Here is a 16488-nt window from a genome sequence, read left to right on the forward strand (position 1 = left end):
GGGTTCGGTCCTTTCGGACCGCCCCGGAATGACGGTGTTTGGGTCGCGTGCTACGCTCGCATCGGCCCAATCACAGGACTGCCCCTCATGAAATACGAGCTTTATTACTGGCCCGAGATCCAGGGCCGCGGCGAATATGTGCGGCTGGCGCTGGAGGAGGCGGGGGCGGCCTATGTCGACGTGGCGCGCGGGCCGCGCGGCACGGCTGCGATGATGAAGATGATGGATGCGCAAGGAGGGACGCCGCCCTTTGCGCCGCCGTTCCTGAAAGCCGGCAAGCTCGTCATCGGCCAGACCGCCAACATCCTGCTTTATTTGGGCAGCCGCCATGGCCTCGCGCCAAAGACCAAGGCCGGCAAATTGTGGCTGCATCAGCTCCAGCTCACGATCGCCGATTTCGTGCTGGAGATCCACGACACCCATCATCCGCTCGGGCCGTCGCTCTACTACGAGGACGCGCGGCCGGCTGCGAAGAAGCGCACGGCCGAATTCTGGAAGGAGCGCGTGCCAAAGTATCTCGGCTATTTCGAGGAGCTTCTCGATACCAATGGCGGTGTCTACGTCACCGGCCGCAAGCTCACCTACGCCGATCTCTCGCTGTTCCAGATCGTCGACGGCCTGCGCTACGCGTTTCCAAAACGCATGCGCGCCTTCGAGAAGGAGATCCCCGGCCTCGTCGCGCTGCGCGAGCGCGTCGCGGCGCGGCCGAACATCAAGGCCTACCTCGCAAGCGGGCGCCGCATTCCCTTCAATGAGCAGGGCATCTTCCGCCGCTACAAGGAGCTCGACGCGTAAGCGGATCATCATCGTGCCAGGTTTATTGTATTGAGCATGATCTCCGCGCAAACGCGTTCCGCGTTTGTCGCGAGGGAAAACCGCTGCACACTTTTTCCGGATCATGCTCACCAGACGCCCGGCAGCAGCCGATGGCGCACGCGCAGCGCATAGTCGGCATAGCCGGGCAGGCCCTGGATCAGGGTGCGCTCCTCGATGCGGATGCGGATCGCAAACAAGACGAGGAACAGCGGCAGCATCGCGACGCCCCACCATGAGCCGACCAGCAGCGGCACGCCGAGGAAGAACAGCACCATGCCGCTGTACATGGGATGCCGCACATAGGCATAGGGTCCGCTCGAGACCACGTGCTGCGCGCGCTCGGTTTGCAGCTTCACCACGGGTGCGGCGAACGAGTTCTCGCGAAACACCCAAAGAATGCAGGCCGTCGAGAGCAGGCTCAGCACGAAGCCCAGCACCTGCAACGCGACCGGCATGTCGGAGGCGCGATAGCGCCGCTCCAGCCCCATCGTGACAAGCCAGGCCACCATCGCCAGGATGAACACGGCCATGAAGACCTTGTCGGCGGCCGGCTGGTCTTTCTGGATGACCGGGCGGAGGCGTTCGGCGAGGAGTGCCGGATCGAGCCGGTACAGCCACCAGCCGCAGACCGGGCCGAGCAGTGCAGAGGTGATCAGCCACACCCACAGGGAGGGCCAGTCCAGCGTGCCGGCGGACGCGAACAGTAGCGCGCCCATTGCGACAACGACGATCGAGTTCTGCAAGAGCAGTCTTGCGATCATGCGCGGTTCCCTGCAATTCGCACATGATGCTAGCGCCGCTATCTGGCAAAGATGCGGCTTGAAGGCGGGCGAGAGCCGAGGTTAGGCGTACTGATCGATCCGCGTGCCCTGGCCCGGCGGCAGCGGCGGCGCCGGCGGCGGCTGATAGCTGGAATCGGAATCGTTGGCCTTGGTCTGGTCGTCCTGCTGCTGGGTCGTGTCGTAGTTCGGCGCCACGATCGCGATCGGCGGCGGCGTAACGCTGGAAACACTCATCACGCAAATCCTCACAGATAGAAACACGCGAACATGACCCGCGGGAGCCGAACCTTCCGTGAAGCAGATCGTTAAAATGCGAGGGATTTTTCTGCGTCAGCCGCAGGACGGCAGCCTTTATCACCGCAATCAAGAGCGCCTCAGCAAGAGCACCGCTCTTTCCCCGTCATTGCGCAATGACGGAGTTTGTGGACCCGACGTCGCGACGGTGCCCGATCGTGAGGAGAGGGACTCCGTCTACTCGTCCTTCGGCCGCGTGATTGCGATCGAGGCTTCGGTCTTGGTGCGTGTGCACTCCATGTTCAGCCGCTTGTAGCGCATCGACACCTTGTCGCCGCGCAAGATGCCCATGCGCTTCAGGCAGCGCGTCGCACCGGTCGTGGTGTCGTCCTTCGGCAGCGTGAAGATGATTGCCGCCGCCGAGGCGACCAGATCATAGAACTGCGACGTCGGCCGCCGGTCGCCCTTGGCATAGAGCTCGTTGGAGTAGGTCTGCCCTTGCGCGCGACAGCCGAGCGACAATTCCTTCGCCGCAGGGTGAGTGAGGTAGATGATGTTGGCGGCCTTGAAGTTGACCTTCAGCCCGTCGATGGCATTGCCGAGCTGCTTTGCGATGTCATCGCACTGGTCCGCGCGCGCAGGCGAGGCGAGGGTGACAAGGCCGGTGATTGCAGCGGCGGCCAGAATCGCGCCGCGAACGTCGAATTTGAAAATCATGATGAAAAGCCCCTTCGGCGCTATAAAAGCGTTGGAGCGCCCGAAGCGCAAGTGTCGCGTTGTCGGTTATGCGGGCCCAATGCGCCGGTTTTTCAGAACCCATAGATCGCCACGCCCACCGCAAAGGCAACCAACATCATCATGTTGAACAGCGTCGGTACGCTGACGAGCAGCGTGGCGAGAGCGAGGCGCTGATTGCGGAGCGCGCAGGCGATGGCGCAGGCGGCCATCAGCGGGAAGGCGATGATTTCGGCCGGGGTCTGGAAGGCGCCGATGCCGGCGACGTCGAAGCCGTGCAGAACCACCGAAGGCATGTGGTTCAGCCAGGTCATCATGATGATGGCGGCAAGTGCGAGGATTGCGCAACGCAGGTGTCCCATGGCCGCGCAGGCGAGCGCCGCCAGCGCCAGCACGGGATGCGTGGCGATATGTGCCTTGATCAGGAATCCACCGAGACCGGGGCCAGGGATCTCCGACATGTCGCCAAACAGCGTCGAAACGCTGGACAAGCCGTCAAAAGCCTCCAGCGCCGCGACGGCGAAGAGGACCATCAAGAGGCCGAACGGGCGGCGTATCGGCAGGGTCGGGACCGGGATGGTGTCAGGTGTAATCGCAGGGGCAGGCATTCGTCATTTCGATTGCTGGAGGGCGTCCGAAAACCTTCCCTTTGTGGGAAAAGTGCTTAGAAGGGTTCAAACCTTGGCGCCTTTTGTCGCGCCCAGCCGACCTAACCCCGAGACCAGACCATGAACGCTCCCACCGCCTTTCCCGACCAGTCCCAGCCCGTTCCGCCCTACAAGCACACCCCGCTGTTTCCGCTCGGCAAGGACGAGACGCCCTACAAGAAGATTTCGACCGAGGGCGTGCGGGTCGAGAAAGTGCTGGGCAAGGACATGCTGGTGGTGTCGCGCGAGGCGCTGCGGGCGCTGTCGGAGGCGGCCTTTGGCGAGATCAACCACTATTTGCGCCCAGGGCATCTGAAGCAGCTCCGCGCGATCCTGGAGGACGGCGAAGCCAGCCCGAACGACAAGTTCGTCGCGCTCGACTTCCTGAAGAACGCCAACATCGCCGCCGGCGGCGTCCTGCCGATGTGCCAGGACACCGGCACCGCGATCATCATGGGCAAGAAGGGCTGCAACGTCATCACCGACGGCGAGGACGAGGCGGCGCTGTCGGAAGGCGCGCGCGACGCTTACTTGCGCCGCAACCTGCGCTACTCGCAGGTCGCTCCGCTGTCGATGTATGAGGAGAAGAACACCGCAAACAACATGCCGGCGCAGTGCGAGATCTACGCCGAGGGCGATGACGCCTACAAGTTCATGTTCATGGCCAAGGGCGGCGGCTCGGCCAACAAGAGTTTCCTGTTCCAGGCAACGCCCTCGGTGCTGACCAAGGACCGGCTGCTCGCCTTCCTCAAGGAGAAGGTGCTGACGCTCGGCACAGCGGCGTGCCCGCCCTATCACCTCGCGATCGTGATCGGCGGCACCTCGGCCGAGCTCTGCATGAAGACGGTGAAGCTCGCCTCCGCACGCTATCTCGATGCGCTGCCGACCCACGGCTCGCCTGATGGCAACGCCTTCCGCGACGTCGAGATGGAGCAGGAAATCCACAAGATGACGCAGTCGCTCGGCGTCGGCGCGCAGTTCGGCGGCAAGTATTTCTGCCACGACGTGCGCGTGATCCGCATGCCGCGCCATGGCGCCTCGCTGCCGATCGGGCTCGGCGTGTCCTGTTCGGCCGACCGCCAGGTGCTCGGCAAGATCACGAAGGACGGCATCTATATCGAGGAGCTCGAGCACAATCCGGCGCAGTATCTGCCGCAGGTCGAAGAAACGCTCGGCGGCGAGGTCGTCAAGATCGACCTCAACCAGCCGATGAAGGACATTCTGGCGACGTTCGCGAAATATCCGATCAAGACGCGGGTCTCGATGACCGGCACCATGATCGTCGCGCGCGACTCCGCACACGCGAAGCTGCGCGAGCGGCTGGAAAAGGGCGAGCCGCTGCCGGATTACTTCAAGAACCATCCGGTCTACTACGCGGGTCCTGCGAAAACGCCCGAGGGCTACGCTTCCGGCGCGTTCGGTCCGACCACGGCGGGCCGCATGGATTCCTTCGTCGACCAGTTCCAGGCCGCCGGCGGTTCGATGGTGATGGTGGCGAAGGGCAACCGTGCGCCGGCCGTGCGCGAGGCCTGCAAGAAGTACGGCGGCTTCTATCTCGGCTCGATCGGCGGCGCCGCGGCGAACCTGGCCGAGCACTGCATCAAGAAGGTCGAGGTGCTCGAATATCCTGAGCTCGGGATGGAAGCGATCTGGCGCATCGAAGTGGTCGATTTCCCGGCGTTCATCATCATCGACGACAAGGGCAATGACTTCTTCAAGGAGTTGAACCTGGGCTAGCACGCGTCCTCGCAGGAGTTCGCAAAGCATCCTGATCAAGTCGCCACGCGTGCGGCCGCGCGCGTGGCTTCTATTCGTTCGGCCGGACCATCTCTGCCTGAACCAACCAAGCTCCGCCTGAACCAAACAAGGCTATTCATCTCGTGTCATTCCCGACCACAAGTCCGCCGCTCGCTCGCGCTCTCGCCGACCGCAACTACGACCGGCCGACCCCTGTTCAGATCGCCGTACTTGCGGACGAAGCCGTTGACCGCGACCTGCTCGTTTCGGCCCAGACCGGCTCGGGCAAGACCATCGCCTACGGGCTCGCCATTGCGAAGAATCTGCTCGGCAGCCTGGAGCGCTTCGAGCGGGCTGCCGCACCGCTTGCCTTGATCGTCGCGCCCACCCGTGAGCTCGCCTTGCAGGTCCATCGCGAGCTCGCATGGCTCTATCAACATGCGGAAGGGCGCGTCGTCTCCTGCGTCGGCGGCATGGATCCGCGCCGCGAACAGCGCGAGCTTGCCGCGGGCGCTCACATCGTGGTCGGGACGCCCGGCCGATTGAGCGATCACTTGCGGCGCGGCCATCTCGACATCTCGGAATTGAGGACCGTCGTTCTCGACGAGGCCGACGAGATGCTCAATCTTGGTTTTCGCGAGGATATGGAATTCATCCTCGAGACCACGCCGGACACGCGCCGCACGTTGTTGTTCTCGGCGACCTTTCCGCGCGGCATCGTCGCGCTGGCCAAGCAATATCAGCAACAGGCGTTCCGGATCGAGGTCGCCGGCGACGAAGGCGGTCATGCCGATATCGAGTACCGTGCCATCCGGATCGCTCCCGGTGACGTCGAGCACGCGGTGGTCAACGTCCTGCGTTTCTTCGAGTCGCCGAGCGCGCTGGTGTTTTGCAACACGAGAGATGCTGTCAGGCATTTGCAGGCGGCACTGCTCGAGCGCGGTTTTTCCGTGGTCGCGCTCTCCGGCGAGTTGACGCAGAACGAACGAACCCAGGCGCTGCAGGCGTTGCGGGATGGACGTTCTCGCGTCTGCGTGGCGACCGACGTGGCGGCGCGCGGCATCGATCTGCCGAGCCTCGACCTCGTCGTTCATGCGGATCTGCCGAACGATGCGGAGGTCATGCAGCATCGCTCGGGCCGCACCGGCCGTGCAGGCCGGAAGGGTGTCAGCGTCCTGCTGGTGCCGCCCGCACGACGACGGCGTGCGGAACTGCTGCTGAACCTGTCCGGCACTGACGCCGTCTGGGGCACCGCTCCGCAGGCGGATGAAATCCGCAAGCTCGATCACGAACGCATGCTGAAGGATGCGGTGTTCACCGAGGAGACGACCTCCGACGATCTGGCAATGGCGCAAGCCTTGCTCGCCGAGCGGTCGCCAGAGGATATCGCCGCCGCGCTCGCGCGTCTCTATCGCGCGCGGCTTCCTTCGCCCGAAGACATTCTCGATCCCGGTGAGGGGAGCGGTCGGCCGCGCGACGGGCGAGGTCGAGAGAATGCTCGCACATCGCGCGGCGATGACCGTCCTGCCACGCCCCGATCGAAGACGGGAAAATCATCGTCGCGTCACGGCATGGCGGAGGCCAGCGTATGGTTCCGCGCCGCCATTGGACGAAGAAAGAATGCGGAGGCGCGCTGGCTCTTGCCGATGATTTGCCGCCGCGGCGGCATCGACAAGCGCGACATCGGCGCCATCCGGATTATGGACACCACCACCGAGTTCGAGATTTCCGAGCGGGTCGCGGAATCCTTCGCCATCAAGATCCGGCGTCCGGACAAGGAAGACAGCATACGCATCGAGCCGATGGCAGATGCTCCCCGAGGCGAGGCGTCTTCGGAAAAGCGCCCACACGCGCCGCGGCGCGACGCCGGCGACACCGATCACCATGCTCGTCGCAACGACAAGTCTCGTGACGCGACAGGACCGAAGCAACGCGGCAAGCCGCACGGCGACAGCGGGTCGAAATTCGCCAGCGAGCCGGAATTCGGGAAGAAAAAGAAACACCGGGACAAGCCCGGCCACGCCGGTCAATCGCGGCCAGTAAGCGCTTGGCCCGCAAAAGGTGCCCCTGGAAAGAAGGCAAAGAAAAATCGTCGCGGCTAATCCGTCGCCGCACAGAGCAACCGCTCGAGGTCTATCGGGTGCTGCGAGACGCTCAATCCTTCAAGTGTGAGCGGCGTTCCTGGGCACCACGGTGAGTCTTCGGTGATCAACGTCGGACGGTCGCCACAATTCCACAAAACCACCCGATGAGCCATCGCCCCTTGTGGATATCGAACTTCACCAAGCCCTCGTCTCGCATCTTCAACAGGAGGGTCGTGTACAGGGCTGCGCCGGTCGACCGCGTTCTTACGCAGCCAAGATCCAAAGCGGACATCGGCAAGCCGGATGCCGCAGACCTTGACGTCGTTCCAATTCATGTTCTATATCGGGCCCAATCGACAGATGGCCGACGACCTGGGTCGCTTCGCCTCGTTGCTGACGGCGCGCACGTTTCAGACCCCTTCTCCAAAAAATAGATCAACCGACGAAGGGTGCCGATCCCTCGGCGCCTGGGTCTTACGTGTACGGTGTCAAGGATATTCTCTGCGAGCTGCGAGGCTGAAAAGTCAGTCCACCCAGGGCGCGATAGGTAGGCCTCGGATATCATCGTGAGCATTAAACATAACTCAGGTCTGGCGACTCCCGACACCCGGCGTTGGACGCGCATTCTGGGCGGCTATCGGACGCCAAATCACGTGCGCAGCATTGCTGAGTTGGCGATCACGGCTTTGCCGCTCGTGACGTTATGGACGGCAGCTTGGTTCACATTCTCCCTTGGCCACGCCTGGGCTTCATTGCTTATCGCGATTCCTGCTGCTGGCTTTCTCTTGCGCCTGTTCATGATCCAGCACGACTGCGGCCATGGCACCTTTTTCGCCAATCGTCTGGTGAACGACTGGGTCGGCCGCGTCATTGGGGTGCTCACGCTGACGCCTTACGACTGGTGGCGCCGCGCCCACGCGATCCATCACGCCACCACCGGCAACCTCGACCGGCGCGGTATCGGCGATATCGATACCCTGACAGTGCGCGAATACCAGGCCCGTTCGCGGTGGGGCCGTCTGAAATACCGACTCTACCGCCACCCGCTGGTCATGTTCGTGCTCGGACCAGCCTATCTGTTTCTCCTGCAACACCGTCTCCCGGTCGGCCTCATGCGTGACGGTTGGCAGCCTTGGGCCAGCACAATGGCAACCAATCTCGGTGTTGCCCTGATCGCCGCCGCCCTCACATGGTTCATCGGTATCAAGGCGTTCCTGCTCGTACATCTCCCGATCATGCTGCTCGCCGCCACGGCCGGCGTATGGCTGTTCTATGTTCAGCATCAGTTTGAGCAAACCGCGTGGGAGCGCGACGAGCGCTGGAATCTGCATCAGGCCGCCCTGTACGGCAGCTCACATTACGATCTTCCGATATTGTTGCGCTGGTTCACAGCCAACATCGGCATCCACCACGTGCACCATCTCTGCAGTCGTATCCCTTTTTACCGGCTGCCACACGTGCTACGCGACCACCCGGAACTGCGCGAGGTCGGTCATATAACGCTCCTGCAGAGCTTTCGGTGCGTAAGGCTTGTGCTGTGGGACGAGGCGCAACGCCGCTTGGTGTCGTTCCGTGAAATCAGAGCTCGAGAGTTTCAGGACACGGCGCCAAAGCTCGCTGTACCATAGCCGATCTTGATAGTGCCACGGTTGGCACATTGCCTAGGTCAGGGGCTCGAGGCATCAACGTCGCCTGTTGGCCCTCAGTGACATGACCTTGCTGTCGGATCGATTGCGACTGAAATCTTGAGTTGTGCGCGCGATGTTGCTCCCGGTACTGGCCGGGGTCAACGGCGGGAGCGCATCGGCCCCGTGGCCGATGACCGCAGACGCGTCCGCGATCAGCTACAATTCGTAACTTGGTTGGAGCAAAGTGAGCGCCACCAGCCGCGTACGCCGTCGTGACTCTCGACGAGGCCCCAATGCCCGCTACAGGCGAGAATGCGCTTGGGGCCACCATCGGTATCCAGCGCACCGCCGAGCGCGCGCTTCGCCGGCGTCCATTTGGCGTCGACGAACGGGGCCTGGAATAATCCGCCCATGCGCGTGCTGCCGTTCGCGAAGGCCGCCCCAACCTTGTTGGCCGCGACCCAGCCGCGCCCGGCATAGGGTTTTGGCGCGTTGCGCGGATATTTCCTGTCGTCTTCATAGTCCCTGCCGGGCGGCTTCGCGCCCTCGATCAGAAACCAGCCGTCCTTGAAGCCGATGATGCGGAATTCGGTGAGCCAACCGCCGTCAGGCGTGTTCTCGCTGCCGCCCATCTTGAGCCGATAGGGCGCGGGCAGCGTGCCGAGCACGCGCGCCTTTACCGTCGGCTCGGCGCGCACGTTGAGGCCTTTCGGGTCCTTGTCCTCGGACCATCCGCCGAGATCGCAAGGCTCGGTGCCATCGGGAAGCGCGTCACGTTTCGTTGCAAGCTCGGCCTGGAGCTTGTCGTACTCGCTCTCTTCGCTGTCGGGGTCGCTCATCGTGGTGTCGCGGTTGCTGCGTGCCGGATCGGTGCGCGGCTGCAACTCCGCCGACACCGCGCGCGTCGCATCTGGCGTGAGCTTGACGACAAGCACCTGGCGCGGTGCGAACACGCTCGCCGGTGTCTTCGGATCGTTTGAATTGGCACGATCGACCGCGAGGTAGCCGGTGAGGCCTGCAGGATCGGTGCGATAAGCCTCGCCCGCGACATATCCCGCAGGCACATGGACGAGCGCGCTTGCGCGCCACGCCGGTTCGTTGTCGTCCGCGCGAGCTGCCGCCGCTGTTGCGACGGACAGGACCGTCGCAGCGATGAGGCGGAGAGCACGCATGGGTGAAGAGGGCTAGGCCCGTGTGCCCGTGAACGGGAAGCTGCCCATCGGGCCGATGCCCATCTCACCGCTCATGCTGTCGCCGGAGACCGTTCCGACGAATTCGAGCGTCAGCGGCATCGGATTGGTGATCGAGACCTTCCAGTTGACGGCATCGCCGCTGACCGCACCGTCGAAGATCTCGGCGGTGTTGCCTTCCGCGCCCTGCGTGCCGGTGAGCGTGCCGCCCGAGCTCGTCAGGCTCAGCGTCGCCTGGCGCTCACCCATCGGCGTCGTCATGGTCAGATTCCAGTTGCCGTCCACAGCCATTCCCGTCTCCCTAAACTGTCGTGGTGAGCCCGCGTTACGCGGTCCGTCCAGAGTTGAGCGTATAGCGCAACTCAAAGCCGCTGCCTAACGCTCTCTTCGCCGCAGTCAGGCGCGGGCGGCGGCGCGCAGGCGGCTGGTGATGATGATGCGGAAGATCACGTATTGGATGGCGAAGGCCGCGATCTTCGCGCTGACGAGAACGACCGAGACGTAGAACGCCCACAATTTGAGATCGCCGGTCCAGGCGACCGCGATGGTGCCGGCGCCGAGTACGAACATCAGCACGGCCCAGGCATAGCCTGCGGCGGTGACATGTTCCGGAATGACGTCGGTCACCCGCGCCGGCATGTAGCGCAGCATCCAGCCGGGCTTGAGCATGATCGCGCCGATCGCGAAATGTGCGATCGAGGGCTTTGCCAGCACGAAGCGCGGATCCTGCGTGAGGATGGTGACGGTGCCGAGCACAATGACCAGCGCGAGCGAGGCATAGGTCATGTAGCCGAGCGAGATGCCCTTGACGCGGGCATAGATCACCTGCGCGATCGCTCCCGCAATCGCCACCGACGTTGCCAGGATGATGTTGTCGGTGGCGAGATAGATGACGAGGAAGACGATGGTCGAGAGGAAGTCGGAGGCGAGGCGGGCGAATACGTCCTTCATCGTCGGTCCTGTCAGTTAGGAGGAGGGCAGTGCGCTCGCGGGCGTACCGTACTTGATCTTACGGTACTCCGGATACCATTTCGTGAAATACATCGCGCTGTTGCGGGCGGCGAAGGCCACCGCGAGGCCCGACCAGATCGGCAGGCCGGGCACGTAGAGCAGCACGGCGTTGGAGGCCATCATCAACAGCGCTGCCGCGGTCCATGCGGCGGTAATGATGTAGTTGGCACGCAGGAAGCCGGGCATTGCCGCCGTCTCGGCGGGGACCTCTTCGAGGGCGTATTGCAGCGTGAACGGGTGTCGGGCCAGCATCGAGCCGAGCGAGATCACGAAGATGCCCGCATCGAGCGAGAATTTCACCGCGAGCGCGCTCAGCATGGGATTGAGCAGCGAGAGATAGATACCGATGCCGGCGAACAGAACCGCCGATCCGGCGGCGAGGATCTTCACCGAGCGGCCGCGCGCAACGTCGATCGCGATGGTGACGAGGCAGATCGCGGAGGCCGTGAACACGCTGGCGGTGGCCGATGTCATGAACATCAGGAAGCCAAAGGCGCCATAGGGGGCAAGGATCAGGAAGATGGTCATGAGCCGCCTCGATCAGGCCAATCTTTACAACGTAAAGATCAATAGTTCAGACCAGGGCAAGGGTCAAGCGAAATCTTTACAGTGTCAAAATGATGTGAATGACCTGTAAAAAGTGAATTACTGCAATGGCTTGGGTCGACACTTCGTCGGCGAAATCGCTCCAGGGCAGCCGCGACAGGATCGTCAAGGCACACGTGATCAACAGGCTGATGGTGATGAAAATGCCGCCGACGCGGCCGATCTGAAACCGCAGCGAGTTCGGCGCGGCGGACAGGCCGAAGGGATGGATCAGCCGCGACACCAACAGGGCGCCCATCAGGAGGTGAACGCGCAGTGTGGAGGCGCCGGACATTTCGATCATGGCGACCATCAGCGTGATGATCGGCACGTACTCCATGAAATTGGCGTGGGCGCGGATCGCATTGCGCAAGCTCGTGTTGCCGCCGTCGCTGAAGGCGGCCTTGTTGCTCCGTCGCAGCCGGATCACCTGAAGCGCGAGGACGGCATAGAGCAGGGCGAGGATCGCGAGATAGAACGCAGTGATGGCTGGCATGTGCATGTGGGGCTCCCTTGAGCTGCGGCATGCTTTTTCCACGGTGTCATTCCGGGGCGCGCCACTTGGCGCGAGCCCGGAATCCATCGTGCCTCATCATGCGCGGCGAAATGGAGTCCGGGCTCGTCGCTTCGCTCCGCTCCGGAATGACGGATGAGCGACTACGCCGCTCCCACCCAGTTGCCGTGAAAACCGTCGGGCACGCGATGGCCGAGCTGCACGAGCGCGACGGGGCCGGCCTCGACATCGGTGGCGTTGAACACGGCGAGATCGCTGCGGTTCTCGCGGGCGCGCCAGATTACCGCGAGCAGCCAGCCATCGCCTTCCGCAGCGTCCTTGCTCCGCTCGACGAACACCGGCTCCGAAATGCTGTCACCGGCCGGCAGCAGATAATGGCCGAGGCGTTTTCCCGCACCATCGACATGCACGATGCCGGACAACGCGGCGAACATCGGCAGCCTTGGATTGGCGCAGGCGTACCAGCCGTGGTTGGTCTTCAATCCTGCGCGACGATCATCGACGCGCGGGAATTCGCCGGTGAGATCGTCGAGATAGGTCTGCTGGAAGCGGTCGGTATTCCCGGTGAGATCGAAGGTCCAGCGGCAATGGCGCGCGAATGATTTGTCGGGATTGGTCGGCCTGCCGTCGGGATGCGGAAACAGCGGCGCCTCCTCGAACTGCATGACATCGGCGATGATGCGGTTGCCGTCCTCCCAGGCGTTCATGACGTGGAAGACGTAGCAGGCTTCGGCGCGGAACCAGACGATGTCCTCAGGCTTGCCGTTGCGCTTCATCACGCCGACATAGGCGCCTTTCTCCGGCTCCCAGGCATAAGGCGGCCGGCCCTTCATCGCGCGCTCCATGCTGCCGGTGATGGGCAGGATCGGAAACAGCACGTGGTTCTCCGTCACGATGAAGTCGTGCACCATGCTGGCATAGGGCGCCTCGAAACGCGCAAAACGCGTCGCCTTGCCGCTGGCGTCGATCGCGCCGTAGGAGAGGGTGGGCGTGAGCGGGCCGCTCGCATTGTAGCCGAAGAACACCATCTCGCCGGTTAGGGGATCGATCTTCGGATGTGCGGTGAAGGGGCCGGCGACGCGGCCCTGGTAGTTGCAATAGCCGCGAGTGGCGAGCGTGCCGGGCTCGATTTCGGTCGGCAGATGACCTTCCTCGAGCGCGAGCAGCTTGCCAGCGTGGAAGATGATGTTGGTGTTGGCGACGCCGCCGTCGGTCAGGTGCGCAGGCGCATCCGGCAATTTGCTGCCGAAGCCCTTGCCGAAGAATGCGCGGCCGGCATCATGCTCAGCCTGCCATTTGGGCGTGCGGACCCAGCGATTGCGATAGCTCGCGCGGCCGTTTTCGAGATGGAATGCGTGCAGCATGCCGTCGCCGACGAACCAGTGCGCGCCCGCCACCTCGAACTGCGGATTGGGGCCGTTGCGATAGAGCGTGCCGTTCAATTCGCGCGGCAACTCGCCGACGACCTTCAGGAACGGCGCGTCGGCCTCGAACGGGATCGGCGCGCGATTGGCCGGCACCTGGCTGAACACATCCTGCTGCATGGCGCATCCTTCTGTATCTTTACACCGTAAAGATACGCTAGTGCCGCTTCAAGCTTCGGTCAAGCGAAATCTTTACACTGTCAAAATGACGTCATATAACGCTGGTCATGGCCAAGACCGAAACCATCCGTCGCGCTCGCCCCAGAAAATCGCCGTCATCCGCGGCCAAGGAGCGGCCGCGCCGCGCCGCGAGCGCGAAGGCCGAGACGCCCTATCATCACGGTGCGCTGCGCGAGGCTCTGCTCAAGGCGGCAGAACGCGTGCTGGAGCGCGACGGGCTCGCCGGCCTGACGCTGCGTGCCGTGGCGCGCGAGGCGGGGGTGTCGCATGCCGCGCCGACCCATCATTTCGGCGATCTCACCGGCCTCGTCAGCGAGCTCGCCGCGGTCGGCTTCCGCAGGTTCAATGCCGCCATGATTGCCGCCCGCGCCAGCGAGACGCATCCGCTGATGCGGGGGATGGCGAATGCAAAGGCTTATGTTGCCTATGCGCAGATGCATCCCGGCATGTACAGCCTGATGTTCCGCAGCGAGCGGCTCGACTATTCCCGGCCGTCGTTGCACGAGGCCGCCACGGCGTCGTTCCAGGGATTGGCGAGCTCCGTCGGCATTTTCAGCCCGGAGCAGCTCACTGAGTCCGCGCTGGACGCTTTGTCGCTCGACCATGCCGCGGTCATCGCGCGCAACTGGTCGCTGGTGCACGGCTTCACCATGCTGATGCTCGACGGGCGGCTCAAGGACATCCTGCACCGGTTGCCGGAAGGCACCACGCCCGAGCAGCTTCTGGTCGCGATCCTGAAATCGACGGTGGCGAGGCGCCGGGCTGCTGACCGGTAGCTAGCGCGCCACGAGCTCGACTGCGCGGCCGCTCGCGCCCATGATCTTCACCTCGTCCTTGCCGCAACCGATGCTGCGGGCGAGATCGTCGGCGGCCTGGCGCGCCAGCTCGTTGGCGTTCGCGTTCGCCTTCACGTCGACATAGGCGACATGGCAGACCGCGCCCGGCGGCAGCCGCGTCACGACCAGCATCGCCTTGGTCTTCGGCCGTCCCTGTTTGTCGAGGTCGTTGCCATCGGCGATGTGCCAGCGCTGGATGATGGCGAACGGTTTTCCGTTCGCCGCCCGCCACTCGACCGTGTGCTCGGACGAGTTGAACGGGCCGAACCAGTCCTCGGCCGCGGGCTCCTTGGCGGCAGTCGCGCGGTTCTTTCCGACTGAGACGACCTCGCGCAGGTCATCCTCGGAAATGAGGACGACGAGGCCCGCCTTGCCGGGGCAGACGCGGATTGTGCTGTCGTCGACACCATTGCCGGCGCTCCTCACGCGGCAGTCCTTCGGCGCGGTCGAGGTGTAGCTGCTGGCGAAAGATTGGGCGCTGGCCTGGTCATAACAGCCGCAGGCGAGCAGCGCGATCAGGCAGCCAAATGTGGCATGCTTCATGATGAGCCCTTTTTGGGCGCGGAACTCTCTCCATCAGACGTGTTCATTGTGGGGAAGGTTCAAACGGGGCCTTGAGACACCTGACATGGCCGCGGAATCGTTCTAGAAGAGCGCCTTCGCCTCGTCCCGCGTTGTCACTTATCTCGATCATGCCAGCCATCTCGTCGAACAAACCCTATCGCGTCGGCCGCTCCAAGACCGGACTTGGCCTCTTCGCCACCAAACCGATCAAGAAGGGTACCCGGATCATCCGCTATTTCGGGCCGATCCTGGACTGTCGGATCCCGGAACAGGACGACATCGAGAACAAATACCTGTTCGAGCTCAACGGCCGCTGGACCATCGACGGCTCGGTCCGCAAGAACGTCGCGCGCTACATCAACCATTCCTGCCGGCCCAATGCGGAATCCGACGTGCGGCCGCGCGAGCGCAAGGTCTTCATCCGCGCCATCAAGAACATCGAGGCGGGCGACGAGATCAACTACGACTACGGCACCGACTATTTCAAAGCCTATCTCAAGCCGATCGGCTGCAAGTGCGCCTCCTGCGAAAAGAAGCGCAAGAAGCTCCGCGCCGAGGCGCGGGCCGAGCGGGCCAAGGTGAAGGTGCGCGCCGAGCGCAAGGCACAGAAGGCGGGCGCGGCTCCGAAAAAGAAGGAGCTCAACGGCAAGCACGCCAACGGCAAGACCAACGGCCGCGCGCGGGCGTAATCATTTATTTCTGCTGTCATGCCCCGGCTTGATGGATAGACCGGGGCATCCAGTGCGCCGCGTCTTATCCACATACGTTTGTCGTCTCTGGAATTCTGGGTCGCCCGGTCGAACCGGGCGACGACTTCTTTGCGTGGTAACGGCGTTGGTCAAGCCGTCACAGCGCTTCCGCTCCTTCGCAACCCAACATACTGCAATTCCGCGAACACGCCGGTCGCGATCGCCTGCGCGACGATCATGAGCTCGCCGGCAAGGTTTGGCGACACGGCGCCGGAGAACAGCAGCGCGATGCTTGCGACTGTCCAGGCGGCGTTGCCGACCACGACGAGGATGACGAGCGCCCTCGGCACCGAGCTGCGCGAAGCCAGCCAGCCGACGAGTGCGGCATAGGCGATCAGGAACAAGCCGGTCTCGCGCAGCAGCGCCTCGGGCAGATTGAAGAGCGAGGCGAAGGCGCTCGCGGCGAAGGTCAGGCCGATGGCCGAGACGCCGCTGAAGATTGCGTCGGCGAAGAGGGCGCGGCGCAGGAAAGTCGATGCAAAGATCATGGTCGTTCTCCTTGTATGGGCTTGGGGGTGAAGATCAGTGCAGGCCGCGCCAGAAGGCGCGAATGACGCGTGCGAGGCGGAACGGGCAGAGGCTTTTTCCCACGCTGTGCTCGAAGGCCAGCACCTGTGCGACGACGAAGTCGCCGGTCGAATGCACCAGCGGTTCCGGCATGTTGAGGCTGCGCGCGAGCATGCGGGTCGCAAACTTCACCGCCCAGGGCAGCAGGGTGTCGGCGACGGTCCGATAGAGAAGCAGCGCGATCATGGTCATCTCCTGTTGCCCG

At 63.5% G+C, this 16488-nt stretch carries 20 protein-coding genes; 6 read left to right on the forward strand and 14 right to left on the reverse strand.

Annotated elements, in window-relative coordinates:
- Positions 1 to 87: 87 nt before the first annotated feature.
- Positions 88 to 795: a glutathione S-transferase gene (locus NLN62_RS33610; RefSeq protein ID WP_254111666.1), complete on the forward strand. Its 708-nt coding sequence runs from the start codon at positions 88 to 90 to the stop codon at positions 793 to 795.
- A gap of 107 nt (positions 796 to 902) precedes the next feature.
- On the opposite strand, the gene NLN62_RS33615 is transcribed toward NLN62_RS33610, so the two are convergent.
- From NLN62_RS33615 to NLN62_RS33630, 4 genes are all read right to left on the reverse strand, one after another.
- Entirely contained in the window at positions 903 to 1577 is a 675-nt protein-coding gene (locus NLN62_RS33615; RefSeq protein WP_027526301.1) for an isoprenylcysteine carboxylmethyltransferase family protein, read from the reverse strand.
- Between the two features lie 81 nt (positions 1578 to 1658).
- Positions 1659 to 1832 carry a hypothetical protein gene (locus NLN62_RS33620; protein ID WP_198031875.1) on the reverse strand — a complete coding sequence of 58 codons (174 nt, stop codon included), beginning with the start codon at positions 1830 to 1832 and terminating at the stop codon, positions 1659 to 1661.
- 237 nt (positions 1833 to 2069) lie between these two features.
- Positions 2070 to 2549 (reverse strand): hypothetical protein, encoded by a 480-nt coding sequence (locus NLN62_RS33625; RefSeq protein WP_027526300.1) that lies wholly within the window; start codon positions 2547 to 2549, stop codon positions 2070 to 2072.
- Between the two features lie 92 nt (positions 2550 to 2641).
- Positions 2642 to 3175 carry a hypothetical protein gene (locus NLN62_RS33630; RefSeq protein WP_254111667.1) on the reverse strand — a complete coding sequence of 178 codons (534 nt, stop codon included), beginning with the start codon at positions 3173 to 3175 and terminating at the stop codon, positions 2642 to 2644.
- Positions 3176 to 3295: 120 nt separating this feature from the next.
- On the opposite strand from NLN62_RS33630, the gene NLN62_RS33635 reads away from it, so the two are divergent.
- Entirely contained in the window at positions 3296 to 4951 is a 1656-nt protein-coding gene (locus NLN62_RS33635) for a fumarate hydratase (RefSeq protein ID WP_254111668.1), read from the forward strand.
- 143 nt (positions 4952 to 5094) lie between these two features.
- Entirely contained in the window at positions 5095 to 7053 is a 1959-nt protein-coding gene (locus NLN62_RS33640) for a DEAD/DEAH box helicase (protein WP_254111669.1), read from the forward strand.
- Here NLN62_RS33640 and NLN62_RS33645 read toward each other — a convergent pair.
- A complete protein-coding gene (locus NLN62_RS33645) occupies positions 7050 to 7370 on the reverse strand; it encodes a hypothetical protein (protein WP_254111670.1) in 321 nt (106 codons plus the stop codon). The two genes, NLN62_RS33640 and NLN62_RS33645, sit on opposite strands and share 4 nt — an antisense overlap.
- A gap of 231 nt (positions 7371 to 7601) precedes the next feature.
- On the opposite strand from NLN62_RS33645, the gene NLN62_RS33650 reads away from it, so the two are divergent.
- Positions 7602 to 8663, forward strand: a complete 1062-nt coding sequence (locus NLN62_RS33650) for a fatty acid desaturase (RefSeq protein ID WP_254111671.1) — start codon at positions 7602 to 7604, stop codon at positions 8661 to 8663.
- Positions 8664 to 8875: 212 nt separating this feature from the next.
- Here NLN62_RS33650 and NLN62_RS33655 read toward each other — a convergent pair whose 3' ends face one another.
- From NLN62_RS33655 to NLN62_RS33680, 6 genes are all read right to left on the reverse strand, one after another.
- Complete coding sequence (locus NLN62_RS33655; RefSeq protein ID WP_254111672.1) at positions 8876 to 9835, reverse strand: SH3 domain-containing protein; 960 nt, start codon at positions 9833 to 9835, stop codon at positions 8876 to 8878.
- Positions 9836 to 9847: 12 nt separating this feature from the next.
- The gene (locus NLN62_RS33660; protein ID WP_027526294.1) at positions 9848 to 10144 is read right to left on the reverse strand and encodes a hypothetical protein; all 297 of its coding nucleotides are present in this window, start codon (positions 10142 to 10144) and stop codon (positions 9848 to 9850) included.
- 105 nt (positions 10145 to 10249) lie between these two features.
- Positions 10250 to 10804: an inner membrane-spanning protein YciB gene (locus NLN62_RS33665; RefSeq protein ID WP_027526293.1), complete on the reverse strand. Its 555-nt coding sequence runs from the start codon at positions 10802 to 10804 to the stop codon at positions 10250 to 10252.
- Between the two features lie 15 nt (positions 10805 to 10819).
- Entirely contained in the window at positions 10820 to 11392 is a 573-nt protein-coding gene (locus NLN62_RS33670; protein ID WP_027526292.1) for a hypothetical protein, read from the reverse strand.
- A gap of 76 nt (positions 11393 to 11468) precedes the next feature.
- The gene (locus NLN62_RS33675) at positions 11469 to 11951 is read right to left on the reverse strand and encodes an MAPEG family protein (protein ID WP_254111673.1); all 483 of its coding nucleotides are present in this window, start codon (positions 11949 to 11951) and stop codon (positions 11469 to 11471) included.
- Positions 11952 to 12106: 155 nt separating this feature from the next.
- Entirely contained in the window at positions 12107 to 13507 is a 1401-nt protein-coding gene (locus tag NLN62_RS33680; protein ID WP_254111674.1) for a carotenoid oxygenase family protein, read from the reverse strand.
- A gap of 107 nt (positions 13508 to 13614) precedes the next feature.
- Between NLN62_RS33680 and NLN62_RS33685 the strand changes: the two genes are divergently transcribed.
- Positions 13615 to 14343, forward strand: a complete 729-nt coding sequence (locus NLN62_RS33685; RefSeq protein WP_254111675.1) for a TetR/AcrR family transcriptional regulator — start codon at positions 13615 to 13617, stop codon at positions 14341 to 14343.
- On the opposite strand, the gene NLN62_RS33690 is transcribed toward NLN62_RS33685, so the two are convergent.
- Positions 14344 to 14946 (reverse strand): hypothetical protein, encoded by a 603-nt coding sequence (locus NLN62_RS33690; RefSeq protein WP_254111676.1) that lies wholly within the window; start codon positions 14944 to 14946, stop codon positions 14344 to 14346. It lies immediately after the preceding gene.
- Positions 14947 to 15095: 149 nt separating this feature from the next.
- On the opposite strand from NLN62_RS33690, the gene NLN62_RS33695 reads away from it, so the two are divergent.
- Positions 15096 to 15656: an SET domain-containing protein gene (locus NLN62_RS33695; RefSeq protein ID WP_254111677.1), complete on the forward strand. Its 561-nt coding sequence runs from the start codon at positions 15096 to 15098 to the stop codon at positions 15654 to 15656.
- A 149-nt stretch (positions 15657 to 15805) separates the two neighbouring features.
- Here the strand turns inward: NLN62_RS33695 and NLN62_RS33700 are convergent, their stop codons facing one another.
- Both NLN62_RS33700 and NLN62_RS33705 read right to left on the reverse strand, forming a co-directional pair.
- Positions 15806 to 16204: a hypothetical protein gene (locus NLN62_RS33700; RefSeq protein WP_254111678.1), complete on the reverse strand. Its 399-nt coding sequence runs from the start codon at positions 16202 to 16204 to the stop codon at positions 15806 to 15808.
- 34 nt (positions 16205 to 16238) lie between these two features.
- A complete protein-coding gene (locus NLN62_RS33705) occupies positions 16239 to 16469 on the reverse strand; it encodes a hypothetical protein (RefSeq protein ID WP_198031874.1) in 231 nt (76 codons plus the stop codon).
- Positions 16470 to 16488: the final 19 nt, after the last annotated feature.

This window comes from Bradyrhizobium sp. CCGUVB23 (assembly GCF_024199885.1).
Lineage (GTDB): Bacteria > Pseudomonadota > Alphaproteobacteria > Rhizobiales > Xanthobacteraceae > Bradyrhizobium.

Bases quoted from the DNA above. Each gene is read 5' to 3' on its own strand.
- NLN62_RS33610 (WP_254111666.1), top strand. From the start codon at position 88: ATGAAATACGAGCTTTATTACTGGCCCGAGATCCAGGGCCGCGGCGAA.
- NLN62_RS33615 (WP_027526301.1), bottom strand. From the start codon at position 1,577: ATGATCGCAAGACTGCTCTTGCAGAACTCGATCGTCGTTGTCGCAATG.
- NLN62_RS33620 (WP_198031875.1), bottom strand. From the start codon at position 1,832: ATGAGTGTTTCCAGCGTTACGCCGCCGCCGATCGCGATCGTGGCGCCG.
- NLN62_RS33625 (WP_027526300.1), bottom strand. From the start codon at position 2,549: ATGATTTTCAAATTCGACGTTCGCGGCGCGATTCTGGCCGCCGCTGCA.
- NLN62_RS33630 (WP_254111667.1), bottom strand. From the start codon at position 3,175: ATGCCTGCCCCTGCGATTACACCTGACACCATCCCGGTCCCGACCCTG.
- NLN62_RS33635 (WP_254111668.1), top strand. From the start codon at position 3,296: ATGAACGCTCCCACCGCCTTTCCCGACCAGTCCCAGCCCGTTCCGCCC.
- NLN62_RS33645 (WP_254111670.1), bottom strand. From the start codon at position 7,370: ATGAATTGGAACGACGTCAAGGTCTGCGGCATCCGGCTTGCCGATGTC.
- NLN62_RS33655 (WP_254111672.1), bottom strand. From the start codon at position 9,835: ATGCGTGCTCTCCGCCTCATCGCTGCGACGGTCCTGTCCGTCGCAACA.
- NLN62_RS33660 (WP_027526294.1), bottom strand. From the start codon at position 10,144: ATGGCTGTGGACGGCAACTGGAATCTGACCATGACGACGCCGATGGGT.
- NLN62_RS33665 (WP_027526293.1), bottom strand. From the start codon at position 10,804: ATGAAGGACGTATTCGCCCGCCTCGCCTCCGACTTCCTCTCGACCATC.
- NLN62_RS33670 (WP_027526292.1), bottom strand. From the start codon at position 11,392: ATGACCATCTTCCTGATCCTTGCCCCCTATGGCGCCTTTGGCTTCCTG.
- NLN62_RS33675 (WP_254111673.1), bottom strand. From the start codon at position 11,951: ATGCACATGCCAGCCATCACTGCGTTCTATCTCGCGATCCTCGCCCTG.
- NLN62_RS33680 (WP_254111674.1), bottom strand. From the start codon at position 13,507: ATGCAGCAGGATGTGTTCAGCCAGGTGCCGGCCAATCGCGCGCCGATC.
- NLN62_RS33685 (WP_254111675.1), top strand. From the start codon at position 13,615: ATGGCCAAGACCGAAACCATCCGTCGCGCTCGCCCCAGAAAATCGCCG.
- NLN62_RS33690 (WP_254111676.1), bottom strand. From the start codon at position 14,946: ATGAAGCATGCCACATTTGGCTGCCTGATCGCGCTGCTCGCCTGCGGC.
- NLN62_RS33695 (WP_254111677.1), top strand. From the start codon at position 15,096: ATGCCAGCCATCTCGTCGAACAAACCCTATCGCGTCGGCCGCTCCAAG.
- NLN62_RS33700 (WP_254111678.1), bottom strand. From the start codon at position 16,204: ATGATCTTTGCATCGACTTTCCTGCGCCGCGCCCTCTTCGCCGACGCA.
- NLN62_RS33705 (WP_198031874.1), bottom strand. From the start codon at position 16,469: ATGATCGCGCTGCTTCTCTATCGGACCGTCGCCGACACCCTGCTGCCC.